This window comes from Streptomyces sp. NPDC020898, assembly GCF_044333925.1.
Taxonomy (GTDB): domain Bacteria; phylum Actinomycetota; class Actinomycetes; order Streptomycetales; family Streptomycetaceae; genus Streptomyces.
The window spans coordinates 328,739-354,817 of the sequence record NZ_JBIRRV010000007.1; the positions used below are offsets into that span (position 1 = coordinate 328,739).

Here is a 26,079-nt window from a genome sequence, read left to right on the forward strand (position 1 = left end):
CCGTCAGGAGGCGTGCGATCGGGGGTGGTGCTGCGCCGACACGGCACCACCCCCGCTCACTTGCCCCGCATGTATCGGGAGCACGGACGCCGCGGGCGGCGTCGCCCAAGTTTCAGCCACCGCAGGACGGTTCACCAGGGTTGCAGGGGGTTGCAACTTGTCGGCATCTGTGCGCGGAGTGTGTTCCTCCGCACCTCCGGGGCGGCACCATGAGACCAGCAGTCGACATGGGCCCGGCAACCGGTTGCCCACGAGCCCGGTACGGGAGGACACAGTGGCGAACCCGCCGATGGACGTCACACAGCTCGCCGCCCGTGACGCGGTGCGGGCGGCGCGGCTGCTCAGCGACGTCCGCGCGGCCCGGCTCACCGGGCAGCGGCCGCGTCAGGCGCCGCGCCCGGTGATCAAGCAGTCCTGGGACCGCATGCTGCGCAGTGGTGTCGATCCCGACCACGACTTCCGGGCCGGGCTGCTGACCCACGAGGAGTTGGAGCGGCGCCGCGGGACGTCCCGGCTGCGGCATGTCCTCCCGGTGCTGCGGCAGGGGCTGTTGTCGGTCGCGGACGTCGCCCAGCACATCATGGTCGTCGCGGACGAGGACGGCCGGGTGCTGTGGCGCGAGGGCAGTTCGCCGGTGCTGCGCAGGGCGGACTCGTTCGGGTTCGAGCCCGGCGCCGACTGGGCCGAGGACGTCGTCGGCACCAACGGCGTGGGCACCCCGGCGGTGGCCCGGCGCCCCGTACAGGTCTTCGCCTCCGAGCACTTCGTACGGTCGCACGCCACCTGGACGTGTACGGGCGCCCCGATCACCGACCCGCGCGACGGCCGGCTGATCGGGGTGGTGGATGTCAGCGGGCCGCTGGAGACCATGCACCCGGCAACGCTCGCCTGGGTCGACTCGGTCGCCAAGCTCGCCGAGGCCCGGCTGCGGGAGCGGCATCAGGGCTCGCTGGAGCGGCTGCGCGCGTTGGCGGCGCCGGTGCTGGCGCGGCTCGGCGGGCGGGCCCTGGTGGTGGACCGGGACGGCTGGACAGCCGCGGTCACCGGCATGCCGTACACGAACCGGGTGGCGCTGCCGAAGTCGCTCTCCCCGGGCCGCCGTTGGCTGCCGGCGCTGGGGCTGTGCACGGTGGAGCCGCTGGCCGGCGGCTGGTTGATCCGTGGCACGGCCGAGCCCGAGCCCGAGGGCGCCACGCGGATCGTCCTGGACCTGGGCCGGCCCCGCCGCTGGTCGGTCACGGTGTCGGGCCCGGCGGGCTCCTGGACCCATGAACTGAGCCCCCGGCACGCCGAATTGCTCTACCTCCTGGCCCTGCACCCGGCCGGCCGCAGCGCGGCGGGCCTGGCCGAGGACGTGTTCGGCGACCCGGCCCGCACGGTGACGGTACGCGCGGAGATGTCGCGGATACGGCGGTATCTGGGGGCGTTCCTGGACCACCGCCCGTACCGCTTCAGCGAGGCCACGGAGGTGGCCGTCCTGCTCCCGGACGACCCGCTCGACCTGTTGCCGAACTCGACGGCACCGGCGGTGACACGGGGGCGGACGGGCGACACACGGTGACCGGGGTGTGACGCCGGTGGACGAAAACTGACCCGAACGGCCCCCGTGTACAACACAGGCACACCGATTCCGGCGTATTCGACCAGGCCCGGCGTCCCCTGACGTACCATCCATCCCACGGCCCCCCACACTGCCTTCCCGGTTCAACGCACGGACCGTGAGCCGCAGTTGGCCTGCCTCGGGAGGATGAATGAAACATCGCGGCAGACACCGCAGGCAGAAGAGGGGCAGGGCGCTGCGCGGCGCCCTCGCCGGAACCGCCCTCGCCCTCACCGCCGCGGCCACCATCGTCAGCGCCTCCCAGGCTGTGAGCAGCGACAACCCGGGGGCCCTGAAGTCCGTCACGTCCGCCGCCCAGCTGGCGAACTTCCAGCTCACGGAAGACCAGGCGTCGAAGAGTTCGCTCGACCGGCTGGCCACCTCCATGGGCGGCACGGTGGGTGTGAGCACCGTCCTGGACCACACCAACCGCACGATGCGCAACACGGCGGAGTGCGCCCCCACCGAGGCGGAGGCGCTGCCCGTCGCCCCGACGGCCACCCGTGCGTACTGCTGGGACGACGCCGATTCGACCAGTCAGCGCTGGCTGCCGCAGTCCGTCACCACCTCCGGTGACGCGGACGAGGACGGCCGCTGGGGCGCCAACCGCGTGATCCTCTCCGGCTGGACGCACAACGACGCCAAACCGGACGAGCCGGAGGTCTCCCGGGGCCTCGCGCGGGTCGCCGTCATCGACGCGAACGACCTGAGCAGCATGACGTACCGCTGGGTGCTCCTGGTCGTCCCGACCGAGGACGGCTCCGACTACCGGGGGCTCGCCTCCTCGGTCTCAGGCATGGTCTGGTACCAGGACAAACTGCTGGTCACCGCCTCGCCCACGGACACCGACCACAAGTCGCTGTACGTCTACGACATGAACCGCATCCAGCGGGCCTCGGTCGACAGCCCGGCGGTCGGCAAGGTGTCCGGCGGCTGGTCGGCGCACGGCTACGGGTATGTCATGCCCGCCGTCGCCTCGTACAGCCTGACCGGTGGCACGTGCGACCCGGCGGCCGACGACCACACCCCCTGTTTCGGCTCCCTCTCCCTCGACCGCACCTCCACGCCCGACAGCCTGGTCGCGAGCGAGTCGTTCCCGGCCGGCGCCGACCAGCGCAGCCGCCTGTGGCGCTACTCGTTCAGCGGCGCGGGCGACCGCTCCGGCCTCCTCGCGGCCGACCCGCTGGGCCGCGTGAACGCGGTCGAGGCCTACTCGACGAAGGCCACCGGCATCCAGGGCGTGCTGTCCTACCGGTCCGCCGGGGACGAGAAGGCCGACTGGTACGTCGGTCACACCCCCGGCGCGAAGGACCGCCACGGCACCCTGTGGCGCCTGGACGCCGACAACGCGAAGGCCGCCCTCTGCGGCCCCGACGACGAGTCCCGCCACTGCTGGGGCACCCGCGCCGAGTCCCTCTCCTACTGGGAGGCCACCGGCGAGGTCTGGTCCCTGACCGAACGAGCAGCAGACAAACAGAACGGCTGGCGCGGCCCAGCCATCCCGGAACGAGTGCTGTACGCGGTACCGCTGTCAGAGATCACCGGCTCGCTGCGCTGAGACGATGCTCACCCCGCGCCCCAAAGGGGCGCGGGGCTGTATCGATCTGCGGCTCCGCCGCGGGGCGCGACAAGCTCCCACCGCCCCGCAGCCGATCGACAGCCCATGGCCACGGATGATTCCCTGATCGCCATGAGCAACATCGCCGTAACCACCTGGTCCCTAGAACAGACCGCCCCGACCGACCTCCTCCCCGCCGAGGCCCCCGACGGGGACGTCAGGATCACCCGCGCCGAACTCCCCTCACCGGAGTTCAGCCGCTTCCTCTACGCCTCGGTCGGCGGCGACATCCGCTGGACCGACCGCCTGACCTGGTCGTACGCACGGTGGCAGGAGTACCTGGAGCGCCCGGGCGTGGAGACCTGGGTCGCATACGACCGCGGCACCCCGGCGGGCTACGTGGAATTCGACCCCCAGGACGACGGCGTCGTCGAGATCGCCTACTTCGGACTGATCCCCGCCTTCCGGGGCCGCCGCATCGGCGGGCACCTCCTGTCGTACGGGGCCGCCCGCGCCTGGGACCTGGCGGACCGCCGGCCCGGACTGGCGCCGACGAAGCGGGTCTGGCTGCATACCTGCAGCAAGGACGGGGTGCACGCGATGGACAACTACCTGCGCCGCGGCTTCACCCTCTTCGACACCAAGGTCGAGGAGGAGGCGGAAGTCGCCGCACCCGGCCCCTGGCCAGGGGCGCACACCCCCGCTCTGTGACCGACAACACCCTGTCTCACCGTACGAGACAAGGGTGTCCGCATGGCGGACAATGCTGGACTGTGTCCAGATCGCCGTGACACGCTTCCGTCATGTCTGGAACTGGGATTGCCTTGGTGAGTCGGCGGCACGTCGACCTCGGCCGCATGTCCAGCGCCATCTGTCCGGCGAGCTGACGAGCCCCAGCACCGCCGATTCGCTCCCTTTGCCTCAGCCCGCGCAGAGCCGCGCGGGTCTGACCATGCGCCCGTACGCGCAGGTAAGAGCCGCATTCCGCCTGTCCCGGAGGACGTAGAACCATGGCCGCCACCCCGCAGAACCCTGCCGCCGCGCCCCGCCGCAAGGTGAGCCGTCACCGTGGTGAGGGTCAGTGGGCCGCCGGACACTTCACCCCGCTCAACGGGAACGAGCAGTTCAAGAAGGACGACGACGGTCTCAATGTGCGGACACGCATTGAGACGATCTACTCCAAGCGGGGATTCGACTCGATCGACCCCAACGACCTGCGCGGCCGGATGCGCTGGTGGGGGCTGTACACCCAGCGCAAGCCCGGGATCGACGGTGGCAAGACCGCGATCCTGGAGCCGGAGGAGCTGGACGACGAGTACTTCATGCTGCGCGTCCGCATCGACGGCGGCCGGCTCACCACCGACCAGCTGCGGGTGATCGGCGAGATCTCGCAGGAGTTCGCCCGCGGCACCGCCGACCTCACGGACCGGCAGAACGTCCAGTACCACTGGATCCGCATCGAGGACGTCCCGGAGATCTGGAACCGCCTCGAAGCGGTCGGTCTGTCCACGACCGAGGCCTGCGGTGACACACCCCGCGTCATCCTCGGTTCGCCGGTCGCCGGGATCGCCGAGGACGAGATCATCGACGGCACGCCCGCCATCGACGTGATCCACCGCCGGATCGTCGGCAACAAGGACTTCTCGAACCTGCCCCGCAAGTTCAAGTCCGCGATCTCCGGCTCGCCGCTCCTCGACGTGGCGCACGAGATCAACGACATCGCGTTCGTCGGCGTGGAGCACCCCGAGCACGGCCCCGGCTTCGACGTCTGGGTCGGCGGCGGGCTGTCCACCAACCCGAAGATCGGCCAGCGCCTGGGCGCCTGGGTCCCGCTCGACGAGGTCCCGGACGTCTACGAGGGCGTCATCTCGATCTTCCGCGACCACGGCTACCGGCGGCTGCGTACCCGCGCCCGCCTGAAGTTCCTGCTCGCCGACTGGGGCGTGGAGAAGTTCCGCCAGGTCCTGGAGGACGACTACCTCAAGCGCAAGCTGATCGACGGCCCGGCCCCGGCCCAGCCCGTCGCCCGCTGGCGCGACCACGTCGGCGTCCACCGCCAGAAGGACGGCCGCTTCTACGTCGGTTTCGCCCCGCGCGTGGGCCGCGTGGACGGCACGATCCTCACGAAGATCGCCGAGCTGGCCGAGGCGCACGGTTCGGGCCGCCTGCGTACCACCGCCGAGCAGAAGATGATCGTGCTCGACATCGAGGAGGGCCAGGTCGACTCGCTCGTCGAGGGCCTGGAGGCGCTCGACCTGAGCGTCAAGCCGTCCCCGTTCCGGCGCGGCACGATGGCCTGCACCGGCATCGAGTACTGCAAGCTCGCGATCGTCGAGACGAAGGCGCGCGGCGCCTCGCTGATCGACGAACTGGAGCGCCGTATCCCGGAGTTCGAAGAGCCGATCACCATCAACATCAACGGCTGCCCGAACGCCTGCGCCCGTATCCAGGTCGCGGACATCGGTCTCAAGGGCCAGTTGGTCCTGAACGACGCGGGCGAGCAGGTCGAGGGCTACCAGGTCCACCTGGGCGGCGCCCTCGGTCTGGAGGCCGGCTTCGGCCGCAAGGTCCGTGGTCTGAAGGTGACGTCGGACGACCTGCCGGACTACGTCGAGCGCGTCCTGAAGAACTTCCAGGAGCAGCGCGAGGACGGCGAGCGTTTCGCGAAGTGGGCCTCGCGGGCCAGCGAGGAGTCGCTGTCATGAGCGAGCGTGCCGCGCCCTTCTACTGCCCCTACTGCGGCGACGAGGACCTGCGTCCGAGCGAATCCGTCGAGGGCGGCCACGGCGCCTGGGAATGCGGAGCCTGCAATCGAGCCTTCCAGTTGAAGTTCCTCGGGCTGCTCGCCCGTGGACTTCAGCACCGGGAAACCGGAGGGGACGAGATATGACCGCGGTTCAGGAAGAACGTACGACCGACGACTTGAAGGCCCTCGCGGAGCAGGCGGGCCGTGATCTGGAGGACGCGTCCGCGCTGGAGATCCTCCAGTGGGCGACCGCCACCTTCGGCAAGAGCTTCTGCGTGACCTCGTCCATGGAGGACGCGGTGGTCGCCCACCTCGCCTCCCGTGCCATGCCCGGCGTGGACGTCGTGTTCCTCGACACGGGCTACCACTTCCCCGAGACCATCGGCACCCGCGACGCGGTCGAGGCCGTGATGGACGTCCGCGTCCTCACCCTCACCCCCGTCCAGACGGTCGCCGAGCAGGACGCCCAGTACGGGCCGAAGCTGCACGACCGCGACCCCGACCTGTGCTGCGCACTGCGCAAGGTCGCGCCCCTGGAGCGGGGCCTCAAGGGGTACGCGGCCTGGGCGACCGGCCTGCGCCGCGACGAGTCCCCGACCCGGGCGAACACCCCGGTCGTCGGCTGGGACGAGAAGCGCCAGAAGGTCAAGGTCTCCCCGATCGCCCGCTGGACGCAGGACGACGTGGACGCGTACGTCGCCGAACACGGCGTACTCACCAACCCGTTGCTGATGGACGGCTACGCGTCCGTCGGCTGCGCGCCCTGCACCCGCCAGGTGCTGGAGGGCGAGGACGCGCGCGCCGGCCGCTGGGCGGGCCGCGGCAAGACCGAGTGCGGGCTGCACGGCTGATGACCCAGACCGAGACCGCGATCCCCGAGGACCAGGAGATACCAGTGACGACCGGAGCCACCGTATGGCTCACGGGTCTGCCGAGCGCCGGCAAGACCACCATCGCGTACGAACTGGCCGGCCGGCTGCGCGAGGAGGGCCACCTCGTCGAGGTGCTGGACGGCGACGAGATCCGTGAGTTCATCTCGGCGGGCCTCGGCTTCACCCGCGAGGACCGGCACACGAACGTGCAGCGCATCGGCTTCCTCGCCGAGCTGCTCGCCCGCAACGGCGTCAAGACGCTGGTCCCGGTGATCGCGCCGTACGCGGACAGCCGCGAGGCGGTGCGCAAGCGGCACCAGGAGAACGGCGCCGCGTACATCGAGGTGCATGTGGCGACTCCGGTCGAGGTGTGCTCCGTACGCGATGTGAAGGGTCTGTACGCCAAGCAGGCCGCGGGCGAGCTGACCGGGCTCACCGGGGTCGACGACCCGTACGAGGAGCCCGAGACGCCCGATCTGCGGATCGAGTCGCAGGACCAGACCGTTCAGGAGTCCGCGGCGGCTGTCCACGCGCTGCTCACCGAGAGGGGACTGGCATGACGACGACCGTTGCCAAGGTGCAGGGGGGCGACACGAACGTCCCGTACGCCCTCTCGCACCTCGACGCCCTCGAGTCCGAGGCCGTGCACATCTTCCGCGAGGTGGCGGGTGAGTTCGAGCGGCCGGTGATCCTGTTCTCCGGCGGCAAGGACTCGATCGTCATGCTGCATCTGGCGCTCAAGGCGTTCGCGCCTGCCGCGGTCCCCTTCACGCTGCTGCATGTGGACACCGGGCACAACTTCCCCGAGGTGCTCGAGTACCGCGACCGGGCCGTGGCGGCTCATGGACTGCGGCTGCATGTCGCTTCCGTGCAGGAGTACATCGACCGGGGTGTGCTGAAGGAGCGTCCGGACGGGACCCGCAACCCGCTCCAGACGCTCCCGCTGACCGAGAAGATCCAGGCCGAGAAGTTCGACGCTGTCTTCGGTGGCGGTCGGCGCGACGAGGAGAAGGCCCGGGCCAAGGAGCGGGTGTTCTCGCTGCGGGACGAGTTCTCGCAGTGGGACCCGCGCAGGCAGCGCCCCGAACTGTGGAACCTCTACAACGGGCGGCACGCGCCCGGCGAGCACGTCCGGGTGTTTCCCTTGAGCAACTGGACCGAGCTGGACGTCTGGCAGTACATCGCCCGCGAGGGCATCGAGCTGCCGGACATCTACTTCGCGCACGAGCGTGAGGTGTTCCAGCGGGCCGGGATGTGGCTGACCGCCGGCGAGTGGGGCGGCCCCAAGGCCGACGAGACCGTCGAGAAGCGGCAGGTCCGCTACCGCACCGTCGGTGACATGTCCTGCACGGGCGCCGTCGACTCGGACGCGGTGACGCTGGACGACGTCATCGCCGAGATCGCCGCCTCCCGGCTCACCGAGCGGGGTGCCACCCGCGCCGACGACAAGATGTCCGAGGCCGCGATGGAAGACCGTAAGCGCGAGGGGTACTTCTAGCCATGACCACGACCACGGAACTCACCGAGACCACGCTCCTGCGGTTCGCCACCGCCGGTTCCGTCGATGACGGCAAGTCCACGCTCGTGGGCCGGCTCCTGCACGACTCCAAGTCGATCCTCACCGACCAGCTGGAGGCCGTCGAGCGCGCCTCGGCCAGCCGCGGCCAGGAGACTCCCGACCTCGCGCTGCTCACGGACGGTCTGCGCGCCGAGCGCGAGCAGGGCATCACGATCGACGTGGCCTACCGTTACTTCGCCACGCCGAAGCGCCGGTTCATCCTCGCCGACACGCCCGGCCACGTGCAGTACACCCGCAACATGGTGACGGGTGCCTCCACGGCCGAGCTGACGGTGATCCTGATCGACGCCCGCAACGGCGTCGTCGAGCAGACCCGCCGGCACGCCGCCCTCGCGGCGCTGCTGCGGGTCCCGCACGTGGTCCTCGCGGTCAACAAGATGGACCTGGTCGACTACCAGGAGTCCGTGTTCGCCGCCATCGCCGAGGAGTTCACGGCGTACGCGCTGGAGCTGGGCGTCCCGGAGATCACCGCGATCCCGATCTCGGCACTGGCCGGCGACAACGTGGTGGACCCGTCCGCGCACATGGACTGGTACGGCGGGCCGACCTTCCTGGAGCACCTGGAGACGGTCCCGGTCGCCCACGACCTGAGTCACTGCCACGCCCGGCTTCCCGTCCAGTACGTGATCCGGCCGCAGACCGCCGAGCACCCCGACTACCGGGGCTACGCGGGCCAGATCGCCGCCGGTTCCTTCCGCGTCGGCGAGTCCGTGACGGTCCTGCCGTCCGGTCACGCGTCGAAGATCTCCGGCATCGACCTGCTCGGCGAGGCGGTCGACGTCGCCTATACGACGCAGTCGGTGACCGTCCTCCTGGAGGACGACATCGACATCTCGCGCGGCGACCTGATCGTGCCGAGCAAGGACGCGCCGCCGACCACGCAGGACATCGAGGCGACCGTGTGCCATGTCGCCGACGCGCCGCTGACGGTCGGCCACCGGGTGCTGCTCAAGCACGGCACCCGCACGGTCAAGGCGATCGTCAAGGACATCCCGTCCCGTCTCACGCTCGACGACCTGTCCCTGCACCCGCATCCGGGACAGCTCGTCGCCAACGACATCGGCCGCGTGAAGATCCGCACCGCGGAGCCGCTGCCGGTGGACTCGTACGCCGACTCACGGCGCACCGGCTCGTTCATCCTGATCGACCCGAACGACGGCACCACGCTCACCGCGGGCATGGTCGGCGAGTCGTTCGCGTCCCCTGAGCCCGTCAAGGACGAGGCCGAGGACGACGGGTGGGACTTCTGACATGAACGGCACCGACTACTACTCCACGTTCGCGAAGGAGGGCGGCCGCGTCGGCAGCGGCGCCCTCGGCAGCGGGCAGGGCGGAGTCGCGCGATGTGCGTGCTGACGTACGCGCACTGCTTGCGCGCCCACACCCCCCGCCACCTGCACAAACGAAGACCTGCCGACCTCCCGGCCACGCCCTTGAGGATGTGACCGCCGGGCCTCCGAGAGGAAACCCTCCCGTGCCTGTCAACCGCTCAACCTTCCTTCGCCGCGGCGTAGCCGTGGTCGCCGCTCTTCCGCTGCTGACGCTCGCCGCCTGCGGTTACGGGTCGGAGTCGAAGGACGAGAACGCCAACGCGAAGGTCGCCGCCGGCGCCGCGAAGATCGACGATCTCTCCTCCGTCCGGATCGGCTACTTCGGCAACCTCACCCACGCCACCGCGCTGGTGGGCAAGCAGCAGGGCTTCTTCCAGAAGGAGCTCGGCGCCACGAAGGCCGAGTACGCGACCTTCAACGCCGGCCCGTCCGAGATCGAGGCGCTGAACTCGGGGTCCATCGACATCGGCTGGATCGGCCCCTCCCCGGCGATCAACGGCTATACCAAGTCCGACGGCAAGAACCTGCGGATCATCGGCGGTTCGGCGTCCGGCGGTGTGAAGCTCGTGGTGAACCCGGAGAAGATCAAGACCCTGAAGGACGTCAAGGGCAAGAACATCGCGACCCCGCAGCTCGGCAACACCCAGGACGTGGCGTTCCTCAACTGGATCGCCGACCAGGGCTGGAAGGTCGACGCGGAGAGCGGCAAGGGCGACGTCTCCGTGGTCCGTACGGACAACAAGATCACCCCTGACGCCTACAAGTCCGGCTCCATCGACGGCGCCTGGGTTCCGGAACCGACCGCGTCCAAGCTGGTCGCCGAGGGCGCGAAGGTGCTGCTCGACGAGGCCGACCTGTGGCCCGACAAGAAGTTCGTGATCACGAACATCATCGTGTCGCAGAAGTTCCTCAAGGAGCACCCGAAGGTCGTCGAGGCCGTCCTGACGGGCGCGGTCAAGACCAACGCCTGGATCAACGCCAACCCCGACAAGGCCAAGGCATCCGCGAACGCCCAGCTCAAGGTCGACTCCGGCAAGGCGCTGGCGGCCGAGGTCATCGACCCCGCGTGGAAGTCCATCCAGTTCACCAACGACCCGCTGGCGTCCACCCTCAACACCGAGGCGGAGCACGCGGTCGCGGCCGGCCTGCTGGAGAAGCCCGACCTGACGGGCATCTACGACCTCACGCTCCTGAACAAGGTCCTCGAAGCCCAGGGTGAGGCCACCGTTTCCGACGCCGGTCTCGGCGTCAAGTAAGCCCGGATCCCGATCAGTTCCCAGGAGGTGACGACCATGGCGACAGCCCTTGCACAGTCCGCCGACACCACGTCGGTCGAGCACGCCGCGCGTATCGAGCACGTCTCGAAGTCCTTCGCCGGACCGTCCGGGCAGCAGCTCGTCCTCGACGACATCACCCTCGATGTCGCGCCGGGCGAGTTCGTCACCCTCCTGGGGGCCTCGGGCTGCGGAAAGTCGACGCTGCTCAATCTGGTCGCGGGGCTCGACGCCCCGAGCGCGGGCAGCATCACGACCAGCGGGCGACCGTCCCTGATGTTCCAGGAACACGCCCTGTTCCCGTGGCTGACCGCGGGCAAGAACATCGAACTCGCCCTGAAACTGGGGGGAGTTCCCAAGAACGATCGGCGCGAGAAGGCCGAGGAGCTGCTCGCGCTGGTACGGCTCCAGGGCGCGTACGGCAAGCGGGTGCACGAGCTGTCCGGCGGTATGCGCCAGCGGGTCGCGCTGGCCCGCGCGCTGGCCCAGGACAGCAAACTCCTGCTGATGGACGAGCCGTTCGCGGCGCTGGACGCCATCACCCGGGACGTGCTGCACGACGAGCTGACCCGTATCTGGCGCGAGACGCAGCTGTCGGTGCTGTTCGTCACCCACAACGTGCGCGAGGCCGTCCGCCTCGCCGAGCGCGTGGTGCTGCTGTCCTCACGGCCTGGCCGGATCGCCCGAGAGTGGCGGGTCGACATCCCGCAGCCGCGCCGTATCGAGGACGCCGAAGTGGCGGAGCTGTCCGTCGAGATCACCGAAGAACTGCGTGGGGAGATCCGCCGACATGGCCAGCACTGAGTCCCCGGCCGACGCGCCTGTCAAGGACAGGCACGACCTCTCGGGTCTGGAGGCGGGCCTGGACGCCCTGGAGACGGTCCAGACGACCCGGACGCCCTTCCGGCAGACCTTCGTCCAGAAGATCCTGCCTCCCCTGGTGTCGATCGCGCTGGTCCTGGTCATCTGGCAGGCGCTGATCTCCTTCAAGATCGTCACCGATCCCAGCAAGCTGCCCGCTCCGGGCGACGTGTGGGGCGAGGTCGAGACCGCCTGGCTGGAAGGTGATCTGCTCAGCTACATCTGGACGAGCGTCTCGCGCGGTCTGCTCGGCTTCCTGTTCGCGCTGGCGATCGGCACCCCGCTCGGTCTGCTGGTCGCGCGGGTGAAGTTCGTGCGTGCCGCGATCGGTCCGCTCCTGTCCGGCCTCCAGTCCCTGCCGTCGGTGGCGTGGGTGCCGCCGGCCGTCATCTGGCTCGGCCTGAACGACTCGATGATGTACGCGGTGATCCTGCTCGGCGCCGTCCCGTCGATCGCCAACGGTCTCGTCGCCGGGGTCGACCAGGTGCCGCCGCTGTTCCTGCGTGCGGGGCGCACGATGGGCGCGACGGGCCTGCGCGGCACCTGGCACATCGTGATGCCGGCGGCGCTGCCCGGGTATCTCGCCGGTCTGAAGCAGGGCTGGGCGTTCTCCTGGCGCTCGCTGATGGCGGCGGAGATCATCGCCCAGCATCCCGACCTGGGCGTCGGCCTGGGCCAGTTGCTGGAGAACGGCCGCACCAACAGCGACATGGCCACGGTGTTCCTCGCGATCCTGCTCATCCTGATCGTCGGTATCGCCATCGACCTGCTGATCTTCAGTCCGCTGGAGCGGCGGGTGCTGCGCAGCCGCGGTCTCCTCACGAAGAGCTGAACGCCCATGCGCGAACCGGTACTTCTCGTCATCGCCCACGGCAGCCGCGACCCGCGCCATGCCGCGACCGTGCACGCCCTGATGCGGCGGGTACGGGCGATGCGCCCCGGGCTGCGCGTGGAGACCGGCTTCCTGGACTTCACCATCCCTTCCGTGCAAGGGGTGTTGGAGTCCCTGGCCGCGGAGGGCGTCCGGGACGTAGTAGCCCTGCCGTTGCTGCTGACGCGCGCGTTCCACGCGAAGGCGGACATCCCGGCGGTGCTACGGGACGCGCCCCGGCGGCTGAACATCCGCCAGGCGGAGGTGCTGGGCCCCTCCCCGCTCCTCCTGTCGGCGCTCGAACGGCGCCTGTACGAGGCGGGGTTGACGCCCGCCGACAAGTCCTCGACCGGGGTCGTGCTGGCCTCGGCGGGGTCCACCGACCCGGAGGCGATCGCAGTGATCGCAGAAATCGCGCGGGAGTGGCGGCACACCGGTTGGTGCGCCGTGCGGCCTGCGTTCGCCTCCGCATCCCTTCCCCGCACCGAGGACGCGGTACGGGAACTGCGCGCCCTCGGCTGCTCGAAGGTCGCCGTCGCGCCCTACGTCCTCGCCCCCGGCTTCCTCCCGGACCGCATCGCGCGCGGCGCCGCCCAGGCGGACGTCCTCGCCGACGTCCTGGGACCGGCGCCGGAGGTGGCCCGGTTGCTGCTGCGGCGGTACGCGGAGGCGGCGATGCGGATGCCGTTGTCGAGCCGGGCCGCGATGAGCGCGTAGGTGTCCGCGCCCACCCGAACCGCCTTGTGGGCAGGCAGAGTTCAGGTGGTCTCTCACTACGCCCCCGGCTCCCGCCCGTCGGCTGCCGGCATTGGGTGGAACACCGCCTCGTCCGCCAGCCGCACGAGGTCCGCCGACGGCAGGGAACCCGCCGGCTGCCGTTCCCGCGCAAACGTGTTGGCCAGTCGTTGCAGTAGTTCGTTCAAGGGCGTGGGTACACCGTGCAGCCGTCCCAGGAGGACGATCTCGCCGTTCAGGTAGTCGGTCTCGATCGTGCCGGTGCCCCGGCTGAGGGACTGCCAGGAGGAGCCGCCGCCGGGCTCGGTGCCGGGCAGCGGCCGCAGGGCGATCTTGTCGCCGCGCCGCGCCTTCTCCTCCGCGGCGCTCGCGTACGGGATCCCGGCCGCCGTGAGCACCGACTCGCCCTCGGCCCAGACCCGTTGGCGCAGCCGTTCGCTCTCCGCACTGTCCGCCGCGCCGCTGAGCGCCCGGATGGCGTTGCCCAGGTTGGTGAGCAGCTTGGCGTACTGCCAGCGGACCACGTCCGGTACGACCGGCGCCTCGAAGGTCGTCGTCTTCTCCAGGTCGGCGGCGATCCCGCGGACGGTGTCGTCGGTGCCGTGGGGGTAGCGGCCGAGGAAGAGGATGCCGGTGAGGGGAGCGCCGGCGGCGGAGACGACCCCGGGTTCCCGGTAGCTCGCGGGGAGCCAGACGCAGACGCCGTACACGCGCCGGAAGCGGCGCAGGGCGAGGCGCTGGCCCTCCACCCCGTTCTGCGCGCAGACCAGCGGCAACCGCTCCGCCGCCGTACCGCCGCCCGCGACGGGCACCGGTCCCCAGGCCGCCAGGGCGCCCTCGCTGTCCTGCGTCTTGACGGCGAGGACGAGGACGTCGTCGGCGCGCAGTTCCCCGAGTCCGGCGGGTCCCTCGACGGTCGGCAGGCGGTACGTGTGCTCCCCGTCCGGGGTCACCAGCCGCAGCCCGTTGGCACGCAATGCCGTGTACTGCGCGCCCCGCGCGACGAGGACCACCTCGTGCCCCGCCCCGGCGAGCCGCCCGCCGATGGCACCGCCGACCGCTCCTGCTCCGATGATGATGTAGCGCATACAAGCCAGCCTGCCACGGTGCATGCACGGCACAGGTAGCGTCCGTCGCATGGCTTCGGAAAGATTCACGATCGGCGGCGAGCTTCCGGTCCGCCGCCTCGGTTACGGCACCGCTCAGTTGACCGGCCCCGGCTACTGGGGCCCGCGCGGCGATCCCCGGGACGCAGTGGCCGTGCTGCGCCGGGCCGTCGAGCGGGGCGTGACGCTGATCGACACCGCCGACAACTACGGCCCGTCGATCGCCGAGGAGCTGATCGCCGAGGCCCTGCACCCGTACCCGGCCGGGGTGCTGGTCGCCACCAAGGGCGGTGTCGTACGGACCGGCCCCGACGCCTGGCACGTCGACGGGCGCCCGGAGCGGCTGCGTGCGATGTGCGAGGCGAGCCTGCGGCGGCTGCGCCGGGACACGATCGACCTGTACCAGCTGCACCGGATCGACCGGGGTGTCCCGCTCGCCGAACAGCTGGGCGCCCTCGACGAGTTGCGTACGGAGGGCAAGATCCGGCATCTCGGGTTGGACTCGGTGACGGTCGAACAGCTGGGCGCGGCACGGGAGTTGACGTCGGTCGCCACCGTCCAGAACCGCTACCACCTGCTCGACCGCACCTCCGAGCCGCTGCTGAAGCTGTGCGAGGCGCACGGCATCGCGTTCCTGCCCTGGTTCCCGCTGGGAAACGGGGAGTTGGCCTCGGACCCGGTGTGCGCGGAGATCGCCGCCACGCACGGAGCGACCCCGGCCCAGGTCGCGCTGTCCTGGCTCCTGCACCACTCCCCCGCGCTCTGCCCGACCCCGGGCACGGGCTCCCTCGTCCACCTGGAGGAGAACCTCGACGCCCGTGCCGTGAGGCTGTCCGGCGGTGAGCTGTCCCGTCTGGACCTCCTCCGGTAGGTCAGGCGCCCTCGGCTTCGGTCAGTTCGACCAGCTTGACGACCGTGTTCCAGTTGCGGGTGGTCGCGATCAGGCCCTTGAGCCTCCGGGGCTTGGCGAGCTGCTCGGCCAGCTTGGAGCGGCCGAGGCCGTCGGGCGCGTACAGGTACAGCGCGCGGTCGCCGAGCCGGAACTCCTCGGGGAGGAAGGCGGCTTGGTCGATGTCCGCGAAGCGCGTCTCGTCGACGGGGGTGGAGCAGTAGGTGACGTGGAGTTGCTTGGCCTCCAACTCGGCCGCTGGGAAGGGGCAGTTGTCCCTGATCGCCCGGAGGTGGGCGTGGTCGCGGACGATCACGTCGACGCCGAATCCGAAGTGCTGCTCGATGGCTCGCGCGATCTCCCCGGCGAGGGACTCCTCGTCCCCGTGACCGGCGGTGAACACGGCGTTGCCGCTCTGGAGATAGGTCCGTACGCCGCCGTACCCGAGGCCCTCCAGGAGCGGGCGCAGCTCGGCCATCGGGACCTTCTTGTTGCCACCCACGTTGATACCGCGCAGCAGCGCCGCGTAGGTCGTCGTCGACCGCTCACCTGTCGTCATCCGCACACCCTAAGGCGGGCGGAGGCAGAGATTCCCTGATGAACCACCCCGAGATCCACTTCTAGATGTAAGGGGCCGCGTCCTCCCCAGTGGGGAGACGCCGGTATCCGAGGGGAGGACTCGAACCGTTCGCACCTCACCGGGCAGCACGAGGAGACGTTCTTATCCAGCGCATACCTTCGAAACAAAAGGTGATGGCAGGGGGCTGTCGCCGCATACGAGGGGGCAAGCCCGTCATGGGGAACGGAGAAACGCGGGTACGGGGCATAGCCGCCCGGGCCGGCGGCTGGAGCGCCAGGCATCGCTGGGCGGCCGTCGGGATCTGGGTGTTGTTCGTCGTCCTGGCGATGGGGCTCGGCTCGGCGGCGGGCAGCGTCGAGGTCAAGGAGAGCGACCAGCTCGGGGGTGAGACCCACACCGCCGCCAAGATCATCGAGGATGCCGGGATCGACGAGCCCGCGAGCGAGACGATCCTCGTCCAGGCGAAGGACGCGGGCGTCACGTCCACGGACGCCGCGTTCCGGGCCGCCGTCGCCGACGTCATGAAGGCGGTCGACGCGACCGGCCGGGTCACGGACGTGCAGTCGCCGTACGACACGGACACCGTCTCGAAGGACGGGCGCAGCGCGCTCGTGCAGTTCGACATGCGGGGCGACGCCGACACGGCCGGCGACCGGGTCGAGCCGGTGCTGAACGCCGTCGCGGACGTCCAGAAGGACCACTCGGAGCTGCGGATCGAGGAGATCGGCGGCGCCAGTATGAACAAGACGTTCAGCGACGCCTTCGGGGACGACTTCAAGAAGGCCGAGTACTCCGCCGTACCGGTGGCCCTCGGCATTCTGCTCATCGCCTTCGGCGCGGTTGTCGCGGCGCTGCTGCCCGTGGCGCTGGCGGTCACCGCGATCATGGCGACGATGGGTCTGATGGCCATCGTCAGCCACCTCCAGCCGATGGACGACACGGCGAGCTCGGTGATGCTGCTCGTCGGCCTCGCGGTCGGCGTCGACTACTGCCTGTTCTATCTGCGCCGGGAGCGCGAGGAGCGGGCGGCGGGCCGGACCCCGGAGGCCGCGCTCCAGATCGCCGCCGCGACCAGTGGCCGCGCGATCATCGTCTCCGGTGTCACGGTGTGCGTGGCGATGGCGGGGATGCTGTTCACGGGGCTCGCCACGTTCGAGGCGATGGGACTGGCGTCGCTGATGGTCGTGGCGGTCGCCATGGTCGGTTCGGTGACGGTCCTGCCGGCGCTGCTGTCGCTGCTCGGCGGGCGGGTCGAGAAGGGCCGGATCCCGTTCCTGCACCCGGACAAGCGACGCAAGAACGGCAACGGGAAGGGCAGCGGAGAGAGCCGTTTCTGGACGGCGGTCCTCAAGGTCGTCCTCGCCAAGCCGGGTATCTCGCTGGTCGTGGCGGCCGGTACGCTGCTCGCCATCGCCGCGCCCGCGCTCGGCATGAAGACCCAGAACCTCACCCTGGACCAGGAGTTCGGCGACTCGCTGCCGATCGTCGGCACCTACAACCGCGTCAACGACGCGTTCCCCGGCGGCTCCGACCCGGCCGAGGTGATCGTCAAGGCGCAGGACATCAACGCGGCCGACGTGCAGTCCGCACTCGCCGACTTCCGTGCGCAGGCGATCAGTTCGGGTGCCTCGCGCGGCCCCGTGGACATCAAGCTGCACGACGCGGAGAACATCGCCTTCGTGTACGTGCCGCTGGTCGGCGGTTCCGACGCGGACAAGGCAGGCGCGAGCCTGGACAAGCTGCGCGACGAGGTACGCCCGGCCACGCTCGGCAAGGTCGACGGCGTCGAGGCGCCGATCACCGGACAGGTCGCGGGCTCCAAGGACTTCAACGACCAGTTGGCCGGCGCGGTCGCCCCGGTCTTCGCGTTCGTGGTCGTGTTCGCCTTCCTGCTGATGCTCCTGTCGTTCCGCTCCCTGACGATCGCGATCACGTCGATCGTGCTCAACCTGCTCTCGGTCGGGGCTGCTTACGGCATCCTGGTCGCCGTGTTCCAGCACGGCTGGGGCGCGTCGCTGGTGGGCGCGGAGGGCGTGGGCGCCATCATCACCTGGCTGCCGCTGTTCCTGTTCGTGATCCTGTTCGGCCTGTCGATGGACTACCACGTGTTCGTCGTCTCGCGCATCCGTGAGGCACGTCTGCGGGGCCGTACGACGAAGGACGCGATCCAGCACGGCGTGGTCACCACGGCCGGAGTCGTCACCAGTGCCGCCGTCATCATGGTCGCCGTCTTCGGGATCTTCGGAACCCTGTCGATGCAGTCCATGAAGCAGATGGGTGTGGGCCTCGCGGCGGCGGTGCTGATCGACGCGACGATCATCCGGGGTGTGCTGCTGCCCGCGGTGATGGCACTGCTGGGCGAGCGCAACTGGTACTTCCCGAAGTGGCTGAACCGTCTGCCGGACCTGACGCACGACGAGGGCGCGGAGACCGTGTCGCCGCCTCCGCCGCCCGCCGTGGAGGGCGAGCGAGTCAGGGTCTGATCCCTCCGCACACCCCGGTAAATCCCTTGTTCTGAGGGCCCGTTGGTCACCGGGGAGCCAACGGGCCCTCTTCACGTTCACACGCCGGGCAGCTCGGCCTCGATCAGGTCCGCGGCCCGGCGCGTGCCGCCCTCCGCCGCCATTTTGGCCTGAACGTCCTTGAGCCGTCGGGCGACCTCCGGGTCGTCCACGAGCGCGAGGGCAGCCGTACGCAGGGTCTCGGCGGTCGCCTCCTCCATGGGCACATGGCGGGCGACGCCGAGTCCCGCCAGCATGTCGGCGTTGCCGAACTGGTCGACGGCCTGCGGTACGGCGATCATCGGCGTGGCGGTGGCCAGCCCCTCCTGACTGCCGCCGGCCCCGGCATGCGTGACGAACAGGTCGGCCTGCTTCAGGATCGCCAACTGGGGCACCCAGGACCGCACTTCGACGTTGGCCGGTACGGGCCCCAGCTCACCGGCGTCGACATGGTTGCCGACCTGGAGCACCAGGTGCCACCCCGGCAGGTCACCGAAGGCCCGCACGCACTCCCGGTAGAACTCCGGCTGCTTGGTGAACGCCGACCCGAGGGACACGAGGACGACCTTCTCGGCGGCGGGCCGCTGCCAGTCCCCTTGTGCGGAGCGGTCGCCCTGGCAGGCGCCGACGAAGGTGTGGACGTGCTCGTCGACGCGGTCGGCGTTGGGCTGCAACACCTTGGGGATCAGGACGAGGGAGCGGGCGGGGCGGCCGGTGAAGGGGTCGGGGTGCTGGGTGATCCCGTTCTCCTTCAGCCAGCTCTCGAACCGTTCGTAGTAGGCCCGCCCCCGCTCGGTCTGCCGGGGCTCGGCCCACATCGGTTCGAGGGCCTCCTCCTCGTACCCCGCCCAGGCGACGAGGTTCGGCGAGAGGGAGATCGCGGGCACGCCCCAGCGGTGGGCGAGGACGCGGGCCGGGTAGGAGGTGATGTCGTGCAGGACGAGATCCGGCACGCCCACCTCTCCGCCGCCGTCGCCCTCGTACGCCTTGATGAGTTGCGGCAGCGCCTGGATGGCGTCGGCGAGGAAGGGCTCGACGTTGTCGAGGAGGGTGGTGCCCCATGCCTCCGGATCGTCGTCGGGGCCCGGCAGTGTGGAGTCGTAGAGCACGGGTCGTGCCCCGGCCTCGGCCACCTTCTCGGCGAACGCGGGCGGAATCGCGTAGGTGACACGGTGCCCACGGGCCACCAGCTCGCGGATCACCTCGATGCTGGGGTTCACGTGACCGTGGGCGGCGATGGAGAACATGGCTATGTGTGCGGCAGTAGCAGTCATGCGCCTGACCGTAAGCGAGACGAGACGTCTCGTACAACTCGATTACGCGATCCGATCGGATCCGCCTGTCACCTCTGATAGCGCGCCAGCACCAGGTTGCCGTCCTCCTCCAGACGTTTCCGCAGTTCAGCAAGGTCGATGGCCCCGCTGTAGTACTCCTGGAACGCGGGGGTCGCGATCTTGTCCTTCCACTCCGGATAGCCCCGTACGGACTGGGCGGGCGCCGAACGGAGGTGGCCGGCGAGGGCGGTGCCCGTGGCCCAGCCGTCCTTCTTTGTCCGCAGGGCCGGGGACTTCAGGGCCTCGGTGCCGGTGGGGAGCATCCAGTCGCCGAGGGCGAGCCGGACCATGTTCGCGGGCCGCAGCATGAAGTCGACGAACTCGGCCGCCTCCGACTGGTGCCGGCTGTCCTCGGCGATGGAGAGGGTCTGCGGGCTGACACCCTGGGTGAGTCCGTCGGCGCCCGCCGGTGCGGGCAGCACCTGCCACTCGAAGCCCTCCGGTGCCTGCTGCGTGATCTGCTGGCGGTAGGAGAAGCCGAGCGGAACCATCGCGTACCGGCCGCCGAAGAACCCCGGCAGGGTGTCGGAACCGCCGCTGCCCAGGGTCGAACTCGACGCGCTGTCATCGGAGTTGACCTGGTCGTGGATCGTCCGGGGGACCACTTGGTCGGGTGTTTCGAAGCGGATCGTCACCTTGCCGTCCGTGCCCCGGTGGAACAGCTGCCCGCCCGTGGACAGCGACAGGTTGAGCGTGGCGGACACGGGCTCCTTGAGCGGCCAGGCGACACCGTACTTGCCGTCGCCGCTGAGCTGCCCGGTGATCTGCCTGAACTCGGGCCAGCTCCACGGCTGTTCGGGGGTCGGGATCCGTACGCCCGCCTCCTTCAGCCACTTCGCGTTGGCGATCAGGACACGCGGCTCCTGGAGGAACGGCACGCCATAGACACCCTCGCCGAAGGTGGTCGTCTCCCAACTGCGCTGCGGGATATCGGACGTGAGCCGCTCGGGGAGCAGCTCACGCAGATCGGCGAGGTATCCGCCGTACGCGAAGTCCGCGAGGTCGTCGGAGGCGTCGTGGATGATGTCGGGGGCCTCGCCGCCCTCGAAGGAGGTGAGGAGCTGGTCATGGACGCTGTCCCAACTCCCCTGTACGTACTCGACCTTGACGTCCGGATGGGTCGCGTTCCACTCCTTCACCAGCGCCTTGTTGGCGGCGACGGACTCGTCCTGCCAGGCGAGGGACTGGAAACGGAGGGTGATCCTGCTGTCGTCGATGGTGCTGCCGCCGCTGGTGCAACCGGCGAGAAGCACCAGGAGGACGAGGACGAGGAGCCATCGCGCGCGCATCGGCATCAGCTCTTCACCGCCCCGGCCATCAGGCCGCCCGTGACGCGGCGTTGGACGATCGCGAACACGACGAGCGAGGGCAGCGTCGCCAGGAACGCGGCGGCGGCCAGCGGGCCGAGGTCCGCGACGCCCTCCGCGCCGATGAAGTGGGTGAGGACGACCGGCAGGGTCTGTTTCTCGGGGGTCTTGAGGAGCACCAGGGCGAAGAAGAACTCGTTCCAGGCGGTGATGAACGCGAACAGTGCCGTGGCCACGATCCCCGGCGCGAGCAGGGGGGCCGTGACGGAGACGAGAGTGCGCAGCCGGCCGGCACCGTCGACGGCCGCCGCCTCCTCCAACTCGGCGGGCACGGCCCGTACATAGCCGACGAGCATCCACAACGCGAACGGCAGCGACCACACCACGTACACCATCACCAGCCCGAAGACGGAGTCGATCAGCCGCAGGTTCTTCAGCACCAGGAACAGCGGGATGATCACCAACACGAACGGGAACGCCTGGCTGACCACCACCCACCCGGTCGCCGCCCGCCCGAGCAGCGTGCGGTGTCTGGCCATGACGTATGCCATCGGGGTCGCGAGGAGTACGGCGATCAGCGCGGCCGAGGCCGCCGCGACCAGGGAGTTCGACGCGGCGTGCAGCAGGGGCTGTTCGTCGAAGGCCTGGCGGAAGTTGTCGAGGGTCGGGTTCCTCGGGATCCAGGTGGGGTGCAGACTGCCCAGCTCGCGCGGGGGTTTGAAGGCGGTGGAGAGAAGCCAGAGGAACGGGACGGCCAGGAAGGCGAGATACGCGAGGAGGGCCGCGTACTGGCCGATGCGGGCGCTCTTGCTCGTCCTCACCTCTCCTCAACTCCCCGCAGCCGGCCGACGAGGAACACGGCGAGAAGGACGGAGATCAGCGCGACCATCACACAGCCCATCGCCGCCGCGTAGCCGAACTGGCCGTAACGGAAGGCCTCTTCGTAGGCGAAAAGCATGGGGAGGCGGGTGCGTCCGCCGGGGCCGCCGTTGGTCAGGACGTACACCAGCGCGAAGGAGTTGAAGTTCCAGATCAGGTTGAGGGCGGTGATGGCGAGCGCGACCGGCCGCAGCGCGGGCCAGGTGACCGTCCGGAAGCGGCGCCAGGCGCCGGCGCCGTCCATCGCCGCCGCCTCGTGCAGCTCGCGCGGGGTGTTCTGCAACCCGGCGAGCAACGCGACGGTCGTCTGCGGCATCCCCGCCCAGACGCCGACGACGATGACGGCGGGCAGTGCGGTGGCCAGGCCACTGAGCCAGTCACGGCCGTCTCCCAGGCCGAGGTCGCGCAGCGTCTCGTTGAGGACACCGGCGTCGGCGTTGTAGACAAGTCGCCACATGATGCCGACGACCACCTCGGGCATCGCCCACGGAATGATCGCGAGGGCCCGGGCCAGCCAGCGCAGCCGCAACTCCTGGTTGAGGAGGAGGGCGAGACCGAGGGCGAGCAGGAACTGCGGCACGGTCACCCCCACCGCCCAGACCAGCCCGATCCGGAACGACTCCCAGAACAGCGTGTCGTGCAGCAGATCCCGGAAGTTGAGCGTGCCGATCCACTGCGTGGACGCGGTACGGCCCGACTGGGCGTCGGTGAACGCCAGCAGAATCCCGTACAGCAGCGGTCCCACGCTCAGGACGAGGATCGGGATCAGGGCGGGCAGGACGAGGAACCAGGCGCCGTGGCCGAGCGGCCGTCCGCCCGGTCCGGCACGGGTCGCGCGCTTCGCCGGCCGCCGCCCCACCCCGGTCGCCAAGGTCACGTGATCGGCTCCTTCGGACGGCCCCAGGTGGCCCCGTCATGGTCGTGAAGCCGCTGTACGCCGTCAAGGCACCGCGCACACGCCCCCACCAGTGCGAATGCGACACTGACCGGCGGATGGCGAGAACCCGACGCCATGGACGACCGTGTACGGGTGACTGAGCGGGAGGCGGACGATGGACGAGGCACGGGCCCGGGACGTACTGGCCACTGCGGGCGTACTGCCCGGTCCGGCACCGGACGCGCGGCTCCTCGCCCTGGGCGAGAACGCGGTGTTCGCCGCCGGTGACCTGGTCGTCAAGGTGGGCCGCGACGCCGAACTCCTCGACCGTGCGCGGCGGGAGCTGGACATCGCGCTGTGGCTCGCCGAGGCGGACGTCCCGGCGGTCCGCGCGGCCGACCCGAAGGCGCTGCTCGTCGAGGGCCACCCGGTGACCGTGTGGCACCGGCTGCCCGATCCCGTACGCCCCGCCGGCCCCCGGGATTTGGCCGAACTCCTACGGACCGTGCACGCCCTTCCGCTCCCCCGCTCCTTCACGCTGCCGCCCCGCGAACTCCTGGGCGGCGTCGAACGCTGGCTGCGGCTCGCGGGGGTCGCGATCGACCCGGCGGACGCGGTCTATCTGCGCGAGCGCCGCGACGGTTTCGCCACGGCCGCCGCCGCGCTCACCCCGTACCTCCCGCCCGGCCCGATCCACGGCGACGCCCTGCCCCGCAACGTCCACATCGGCCCCGACGGCCCGGTTCTGGTCGACCTGGAGACCTTCTCCGCCGACCTGCGCGAACACGACCTCGTCGTCATGGCCCTCTCCCACGACCGCTACGCCCTCCCCGCCGAGTCCTACGACGCCTTCACCCAGACGTACGGCTGGGACGTACGCGAGTGGGACGGCTGCGGTGTGCTGCGCGGGGCCCGCGAGACGGCCAGCTGCGCCTGGGTCGCCCAGCACGCCCCGGCCAACCCGAAGGCTCTGGCCGAGTTCGCACGCCGGGTGGCGTCGTTGCGGGAGGGGGACGAGACGGTGCGGTGGTATCCGTTCTGAGGCCGGACTGTACGGCGGTCAGCCGCCGTCGGCCGGTTCCTCGCCGGCGTCCCGGTCCGCGTTCCATCCCTGGTCCTGGATCGTGCGGGCCGCGCGCCGCAGCTCCGTCAGTACCGTCCGTACGGCTCGGCGGGCCGTGCGCTCCGGGCGGTGCAGGGCGTCGATCCGGCGTCTGGCCCGGACGCCGCTGAGCGGCTTGAGGACGAGGTCGGGGTGCGGGCGCGAGGTCCAGCGGGGCATCAGCGCGAGACCTCCCCCGGCGGCCACCACCTCCGCCGCCACCGCGAACTCGTTGATGCGGTGGGCGAGATGGGGCCGGCGGCCCGCCGTGGTGGCGATGGCCTCGATCGTCGCCATGATCGGGAATCCGTCGTGTACGGCGATCCAGGGCTGGTCGGCCACATCGCGCGGGGTCAGCCGTCGCTTGGCGGCCAGCGGATGATCGGCGGGCATGGCCACGTCGAGCGGCTCGCTCAGCAGCGGGGTCGCCGCCACCGTGCGCGGCCACGGCGGGGCGTGGTCCAGCCGGTGGGCGACAACGAGGTCGTACTCCCGGGTCAGCGGTGGGAAGTCGTCCTGCGTCACATCCTTGTCGCCGAGTGCGAGCACCGGCCCGTCCGGCCCGGCGAGGGCGCGCAGCAGCAGCGGGAAGAACGCGGCGCCCGCGCTGTGGAACGCGGCCACGGAGACCTCCCCGTCCGGCCGGTCGAGGAACTCCTCGACGGTGTGCCGGGCCCGCGCCAGCGCCGACTCCACCTCGATCGCCGCACCCGCCAGCGCCTGCCCGGCGTCGGTCAGCACCAGCCGCCGCCCCTGCCGCTCGGTGAGCGGGACGGGGATGGCGCGCTGGAGCAGCCGCAGTTGCTGCGAGATCGCCGAGGGCGTCACGAGCAGCGCGTCGGCGACCGCGGTGACGCTGCCCAGCTCACCGAGTTCGCGCAGGATCCGCAGCTGACGTTCGTCCATGGAACCAGTGTAAGTGGATGATGTAGGGAAACTAAAAGATCATTTAAGAAGGTGGGTCTGGGCTTCAGGGTCACCGGCGGTGCACGGTAGGCACGTGTCCGACTCCCGCCGTACCGATGCGGTACTCCTCCTTGTCGCGCTCGTCTGGGGCTCCAGCTATCTGTCCGCCCAGACAGCCACCTCCGCCCTGCCCGTCCTCCTGGTCCTCCTCGTGCGGTACGCCCTCTCCGCCCTCGCCTGCCTCGGCCTCGTCGCCGGCGGGAAGCAGGGCTCACGCCTCTGGACCCGGGAGGAGGTACGGGCCGGGCTCCCCCTGGGCCTCACCCAGGCCGCCGTCCTGCTGGTGGAGACCTACGGAGTCGCCCACACCACCGCCGCCAACGCGGGGCTGATCATCAGCCTGACCATCGTGCTCACCCCTCTCCTGGACCGCGCCGGACATCCCGGCGGGCTGCCCCCGGCCTTCTACGCCGCCGCCGGCGTCTGTGTCCTGGCCGTCGGCCTGCTCATGTCCGGCAACGGCTTCCACGCGCCGCGCCTCGGCGACCTGCTGATGCTCGGCGCGGCCCTGATACGGGCGGTTCACGTCGCCCTCGTCGGACGCCTCACCGCACGCCGGCCGATCCGCCCCCTCCACCTCACGACCTTCCAGACCCTCGTCGGCACGGCCCTGTTCCTGCCGGCCGCCGCCCCCGACCTGCCCGCCCTGGCCCACACCGACGCCGACACCTGGACGCAGCTGATCTATCTCGCCCTGTTCTGCAGCGTGTTCGCCTTCCTCGCCCAGACCTGGGCCGTACAGCGCACGTCAGCGAGCCGGGCCAGCCTGCTCCTGGGCACCGAGCCGATCTGGGCGGCGGCGATCGGCATCGCCCTGGGAGGCGAACACCTCACCCCCCTGACGGCACTCGGCGCAACGCTGATGGTCGCCGGAACCTACTGGGGCCAGTCGGTGGAACGCGCCCACCGCCGACCGGCGGCGAGAGCACCGGCACCGGCACCGATCCCCACAGACTCACCCCCGGGGTCCGAATCCCGGACGGGCCATTCCGAGATCCTTCCGCGGCACTGATCAACACCTCAAACGTGTCCGGGGCGGGACGGGTTTCCGGTTTGCGTCGACGGCGCCGGAAGATCACACACTTGACCTCAACATTACTTGAGGTCCTAC

Annotated in this window: 24 protein-coding genes and 1 pseudogene; 18 read left to right on the forward strand and 7 right to left on the reverse strand. The window is 70.4% G+C overall.

The features are described 5' to 3' along the window. Nucleotides 1-289: 289 nt before the first annotated feature. The 14 genes from ACH4TV_RS23890 to ACH4TV_RS23955 all read left to right on the forward strand — a co-directional run bounded on the left by ACH4TV_RS23890 (nt 290) and on the right by ACH4TV_RS23955 (nt 13,409). Nucleotides 290-1,561, forward strand: coding sequence for a GAF domain-containing protein (locus ACH4TV_RS23890; protein ID WP_398401258.1), 1,272 nt, complete (start codon nt 290-292; stop codon nt 1,559-1,561). A 190-nt stretch (nt 1,562-1,751) separates the two neighbouring features. Further along, nucleotides 1,752-3,158: a hypothetical protein gene (locus ACH4TV_RS23895; RefSeq protein WP_398401260.1), complete on the forward strand. Its 1,407-nt coding sequence runs from the start codon at nt 1,752-1,754 to the stop codon at nt 3,156-3,158. A 132-nt stretch (nt 3,159-3,290) separates the two neighbouring features. Beyond that, the gene (locus ACH4TV_RS23900; protein WP_398401629.1) at nt 3,291-3,869 is read left to right on the forward strand and encodes a GNAT family N-acetyltransferase; all 579 of its coding nucleotides are present in this window, start codon (nt 3,291-3,293) and stop codon (nt 3,867-3,869) included. 92 nt (nt 3,870-3,961) lie between these two features. After that, the gene (locus tag ACH4TV_RS23905; protein ID WP_309486338.1) at nt 3,962-4,045 is read left to right on the forward strand and encodes a putative leader peptide; all 84 of its coding nucleotides are present in this window, start codon (nt 3,962-3,964) and stop codon (nt 4,043-4,045) included. A 123-nt stretch (nt 4,046-4,168) separates the two neighbouring features. Next, complete coding sequence (locus ACH4TV_RS23910; RefSeq protein WP_398401262.1) at nt 4,169-5,863, forward strand: nitrite/sulfite reductase; 1,695 nt, start codon at nt 4,169-4,171, stop codon at nt 5,861-5,863. Then, nucleotides 5,860-6,048: a hypothetical protein gene (locus ACH4TV_RS23915; RefSeq protein ID WP_398401264.1), complete on the forward strand. Its 189-nt coding sequence runs from the start codon at nt 5,860-5,862 to the stop codon at nt 6,046-6,048. Before ACH4TV_RS23910 ends, ACH4TV_RS23915 begins: the two co-directional genes overlap by 4 nt. Continuing rightward, nucleotides 6,045-6,755: a phosphoadenylyl-sulfate reductase gene (locus tag ACH4TV_RS23920; protein ID WP_398401266.1), complete on the forward strand. Its 711-nt coding sequence runs from the start codon at nt 6,045-6,047 to the stop codon at nt 6,753-6,755. Before ACH4TV_RS23915 ends, ACH4TV_RS23920 begins: the two co-directional genes overlap by 4 nt. Nucleotides 6,756-6,799: 44 nt before the next feature. Further along, nucleotides 6,800-7,336 (forward strand): adenylyl-sulfate kinase, encoded by a 537-nt coding sequence (gene cysC, locus ACH4TV_RS23925; protein WP_398401631.1) that lies wholly within the window; start codon nt 6,800-6,802, stop codon nt 7,334-7,336. Beyond that, entirely contained in the window at nt 7,333-8,274 is a 942-nt protein-coding gene (gene cysD / locus ACH4TV_RS23930) for a sulfate adenylyltransferase subunit CysD (protein ID WP_398401268.1), read from the forward strand. Before cysC ends, cysD begins: the two co-directional genes overlap by 4 nt. A 2-nt stretch (nt 8,275-8,276) precedes the next feature. Beyond that, nucleotides 8,277-9,605, forward strand: coding sequence for a sulfate adenylyltransferase subunit 1 (locus ACH4TV_RS23935; protein WP_398401270.1), 1,329 nt, complete (start codon nt 8,277-8,279; stop codon nt 9,603-9,605). Nucleotides 9,606-9,829: 224 nt separating this feature from the next. Beyond that, nucleotides 9,830-10,942: an aliphatic sulfonate ABC transporter substrate-binding protein gene (locus ACH4TV_RS23940; protein ID WP_398401272.1), complete on the forward strand. Its 1,113-nt coding sequence runs from the start codon at nt 9,830-9,832 to the stop codon at nt 10,940-10,942. A 36-nt stretch (nt 10,943-10,978) separates the two neighbouring features. After that, nucleotides 10,979-11,764, forward strand: coding sequence for an ABC transporter ATP-binding protein (locus tag ACH4TV_RS23945; RefSeq protein WP_398401274.1), 786 nt, complete (start codon nt 10,979-10,981; stop codon nt 11,762-11,764). Continuing rightward, nucleotides 11,751-12,653 (forward strand): ABC transporter permease, encoded by a 903-nt coding sequence (locus ACH4TV_RS23950; protein ID WP_398401276.1) that lies wholly within the window; start codon nt 11,751-11,753, stop codon nt 12,651-12,653. Before ACH4TV_RS23945 ends, ACH4TV_RS23950 begins: the two co-directional genes overlap by 14 nt. Before the next feature lie 6 nt (nt 12,654-12,659). Beyond that, nucleotides 12,660-13,409: a sirohydrochlorin chelatase gene (locus tag ACH4TV_RS23955; RefSeq protein ID WP_398401278.1), complete on the forward strand. Its 750-nt coding sequence runs from the start codon at nt 12,660-12,662 to the stop codon at nt 13,407-13,409. Between the two features lie 56 nt (nt 13,410-13,465). On the opposite strand, the gene ACH4TV_RS23960 is transcribed toward ACH4TV_RS23955, so the two are convergent. Continuing rightward, entirely contained in the window at nt 13,466-14,515 is a 1,050-nt protein-coding gene (locus tag ACH4TV_RS23960) for a ketopantoate reductase family protein (protein ID WP_398401280.1), read from the reverse strand. Between the two features lie 49 nt (nt 14,516-14,564). Here ACH4TV_RS23960 and ACH4TV_RS23965 point away from each other — a divergent pair, with 49 nt between their 5' ends. Further along, nucleotides 14,565-15,404, forward strand: a complete 840-nt coding sequence (locus ACH4TV_RS23965; RefSeq protein WP_398401282.1) for an aldo/keto reductase — start codon at nt 14,565-14,567, stop codon at nt 15,402-15,404. 1 nt (nt 15,405) lies between these two features. Here the strand turns inward: ACH4TV_RS23965 and ACH4TV_RS23970 are convergent, their stop codons facing one another. Next, a complete protein-coding gene (locus tag ACH4TV_RS23970; protein WP_398401284.1) occupies nt 15,406-15,981 on the reverse strand; it encodes a DUF1697 domain-containing protein in 576 nt (191 codons plus the stop codon). Nucleotides 15,982-16,217: 236 nt separating this feature from the next. Between ACH4TV_RS23970 and ACH4TV_RS23975 the strand changes: the two genes are divergently transcribed. Further along, nucleotides 16,218-18,485 (forward strand): MMPL family transporter, encoded by a 2,268-nt coding sequence (locus tag ACH4TV_RS23975; RefSeq protein ID WP_398401286.1) that lies wholly within the window; start codon nt 16,218-16,220, stop codon nt 18,483-18,485. Between the two features lie 77 nt (nt 18,486-18,562). On the opposite strand, the pseudogene mgt reads toward ACH4TV_RS23975, so the two are convergent. From mgt to ACH4TV_RS23995, 4 genes and pseudogenes are all read right to left on the reverse strand, one after another. Next, nucleotides 18,563-19,820, reverse strand: a pseudogene (gene mgt, locus ACH4TV_RS23980) (macrolide-inactivating glycosyltransferase). Nucleotides 19,821-19,845: 25 nt separating this feature from the next. Beyond that, the gene (locus ACH4TV_RS23985) at nt 19,846-21,126 is read right to left on the reverse strand and encodes an ABC transporter substrate-binding protein (protein WP_398401288.1); all 1,281 of its coding nucleotides are present in this window, start codon (nt 21,124-21,126) and stop codon (nt 19,846-19,848) included. A gap of 5 nt (nt 21,127-21,131) precedes the next feature. Further along, nucleotides 21,132-21,965: a carbohydrate ABC transporter permease gene (locus ACH4TV_RS23990; protein ID WP_398401290.1), complete on the reverse strand. Its 834-nt coding sequence runs from the start codon at nt 21,963-21,965 to the stop codon at nt 21,132-21,134. After that, nucleotides 21,962-22,900 (reverse strand): carbohydrate ABC transporter permease, encoded by a 939-nt coding sequence (locus ACH4TV_RS23995; RefSeq protein WP_398401292.1) that lies wholly within the window; start codon nt 22,898-22,900, stop codon nt 21,962-21,964. The genes ACH4TV_RS23990 and ACH4TV_RS23995 overlap by 4 nt, the downstream gene beginning before the upstream one ends. Nucleotides 22,901-23,075: 175 nt before the next feature. On the opposite strand from ACH4TV_RS23995, the gene ACH4TV_RS24000 reads away from it, so the two are divergent. After that, nucleotides 23,076-23,942: a phosphotransferase enzyme family protein gene (locus tag ACH4TV_RS24000; RefSeq protein ID WP_398401294.1), complete on the forward strand. Its 867-nt coding sequence runs from the start codon at nt 23,076-23,078 to the stop codon at nt 23,940-23,942. A gap of 18 nt (nt 23,943-23,960) precedes the next feature. Here ACH4TV_RS24000 and ACH4TV_RS24005 read toward each other — a convergent pair whose 3' ends face one another. Then, complete coding sequence (locus tag ACH4TV_RS24005; protein ID WP_398401296.1) at nt 23,961-24,908, reverse strand: LysR family transcriptional regulator; 948 nt, start codon at nt 24,906-24,908, stop codon at nt 23,961-23,963. Nucleotides 24,909-25,002: 94 nt separating this feature from the next. On the opposite strand from ACH4TV_RS24005, the gene ACH4TV_RS24010 reads away from it, so the two are divergent. Further along, the gene (locus tag ACH4TV_RS24010; protein WP_398401298.1) at nt 25,003-25,980 is read left to right on the forward strand and encodes a DMT family transporter; all 978 of its coding nucleotides are present in this window, start codon (nt 25,003-25,005) and stop codon (nt 25,978-25,980) included. The last annotated feature ends 99 nt before the right edge of the window (nt 25,981-26,079 follow it).

Coding starts and splice junctions, on each gene's coding strand:
- ACH4TV_RS23890 (WP_398401258.1), top strand. CDS start 290: ATGGACGTCACACAGCTCGCCGCCCGTGACGCGGTGCGGGCGGCGCGG.
- ACH4TV_RS23895 (WP_398401260.1), top strand. CDS start 1,752: ATGAAACATCGCGGCAGACACCGCAGGCAGAAGAGGGGCAGGGCGCTG.
- ACH4TV_RS23900 (WP_398401629.1), top strand. CDS start 3,291: ATGAGCAACATCGCCGTAACCACCTGGTCCCTAGAACAGACCGCCCCG.
- ACH4TV_RS23905 (WP_309486338.1), top strand. CDS start 3,962: ATGTCTGGAACTGGGATTGCCTTGGTGAGTCGGCGGCACGTCGACCTC.
- ACH4TV_RS23910 (WP_398401262.1), top strand. CDS start 4,169: ATGGCCGCCACCCCGCAGAACCCTGCCGCCGCGCCCCGCCGCAAGGTG.
- ACH4TV_RS23915 (WP_398401264.1), top strand. CDS start 5,860: ATGAGCGAGCGTGCCGCGCCCTTCTACTGCCCCTACTGCGGCGACGAG.
- ACH4TV_RS23920 (WP_398401266.1), top strand. CDS start 6,045: ATGACCGCGGTTCAGGAAGAACGTACGACCGACGACTTGAAGGCCCTC.
- cysD (WP_398401268.1), top strand. CDS start 7,333: ATGACGACGACCGTTGCCAAGGTGCAGGGGGGCGACACGAACGTCCCG.
- ACH4TV_RS23935 (WP_398401270.1), top strand. CDS start 8,277: ATGACCACGACCACGGAACTCACCGAGACCACGCTCCTGCGGTTCGCC.
- ACH4TV_RS23945 (WP_398401274.1), top strand. CDS start 10,979: ATGGCGACAGCCCTTGCACAGTCCGCCGACACCACGTCGGTCGAGCAC.
- ACH4TV_RS23950 (WP_398401276.1), top strand. CDS start 11,751: ATGGCCAGCACTGAGTCCCCGGCCGACGCGCCTGTCAAGGACAGGCAC.
- ACH4TV_RS23955 (WP_398401278.1), top strand. CDS start 12,660: ATGCGCGAACCGGTACTTCTCGTCATCGCCCACGGCAGCCGCGACCCG.
- ACH4TV_RS23960 (WP_398401280.1), bottom strand. CDS start 14,515: ATGCGCTACATCATCATCGGAGCAGGAGCGGTCGGCGGTGCCATCGGC.
- ACH4TV_RS23965 (WP_398401282.1), top strand. CDS start 14,565: ATGGCTTCGGAAAGATTCACGATCGGCGGCGAGCTTCCGGTCCGCCGC.
- ACH4TV_RS23970 (WP_398401284.1), bottom strand. CDS start 15,981: ATGACGACAGGTGAGCGGTCGACGACGACCTACGCGGCGCTGCTGCGC.
- ACH4TV_RS23975 (WP_398401286.1), top strand. CDS start 16,218: ATGGGGAACGGAGAAACGCGGGTACGGGGCATAGCCGCCCGGGCCGGC.
- ACH4TV_RS23985 (WP_398401288.1), bottom strand. CDS start 21,126: ATGCGCGCGCGATGGCTCCTCGTCCTCGTCCTCCTGGTGCTTCTCGCC.
- ACH4TV_RS24000 (WP_398401294.1), top strand. CDS start 23,076: ATGGACGAGGCACGGGCCCGGGACGTACTGGCCACTGCGGGCGTACTG.
- ACH4TV_RS24005 (WP_398401296.1), bottom strand. CDS start 24,908: ATGGACGAACGTCAGCTGCGGATCCTGCGCGAACTCGGTGAGCTGGGC.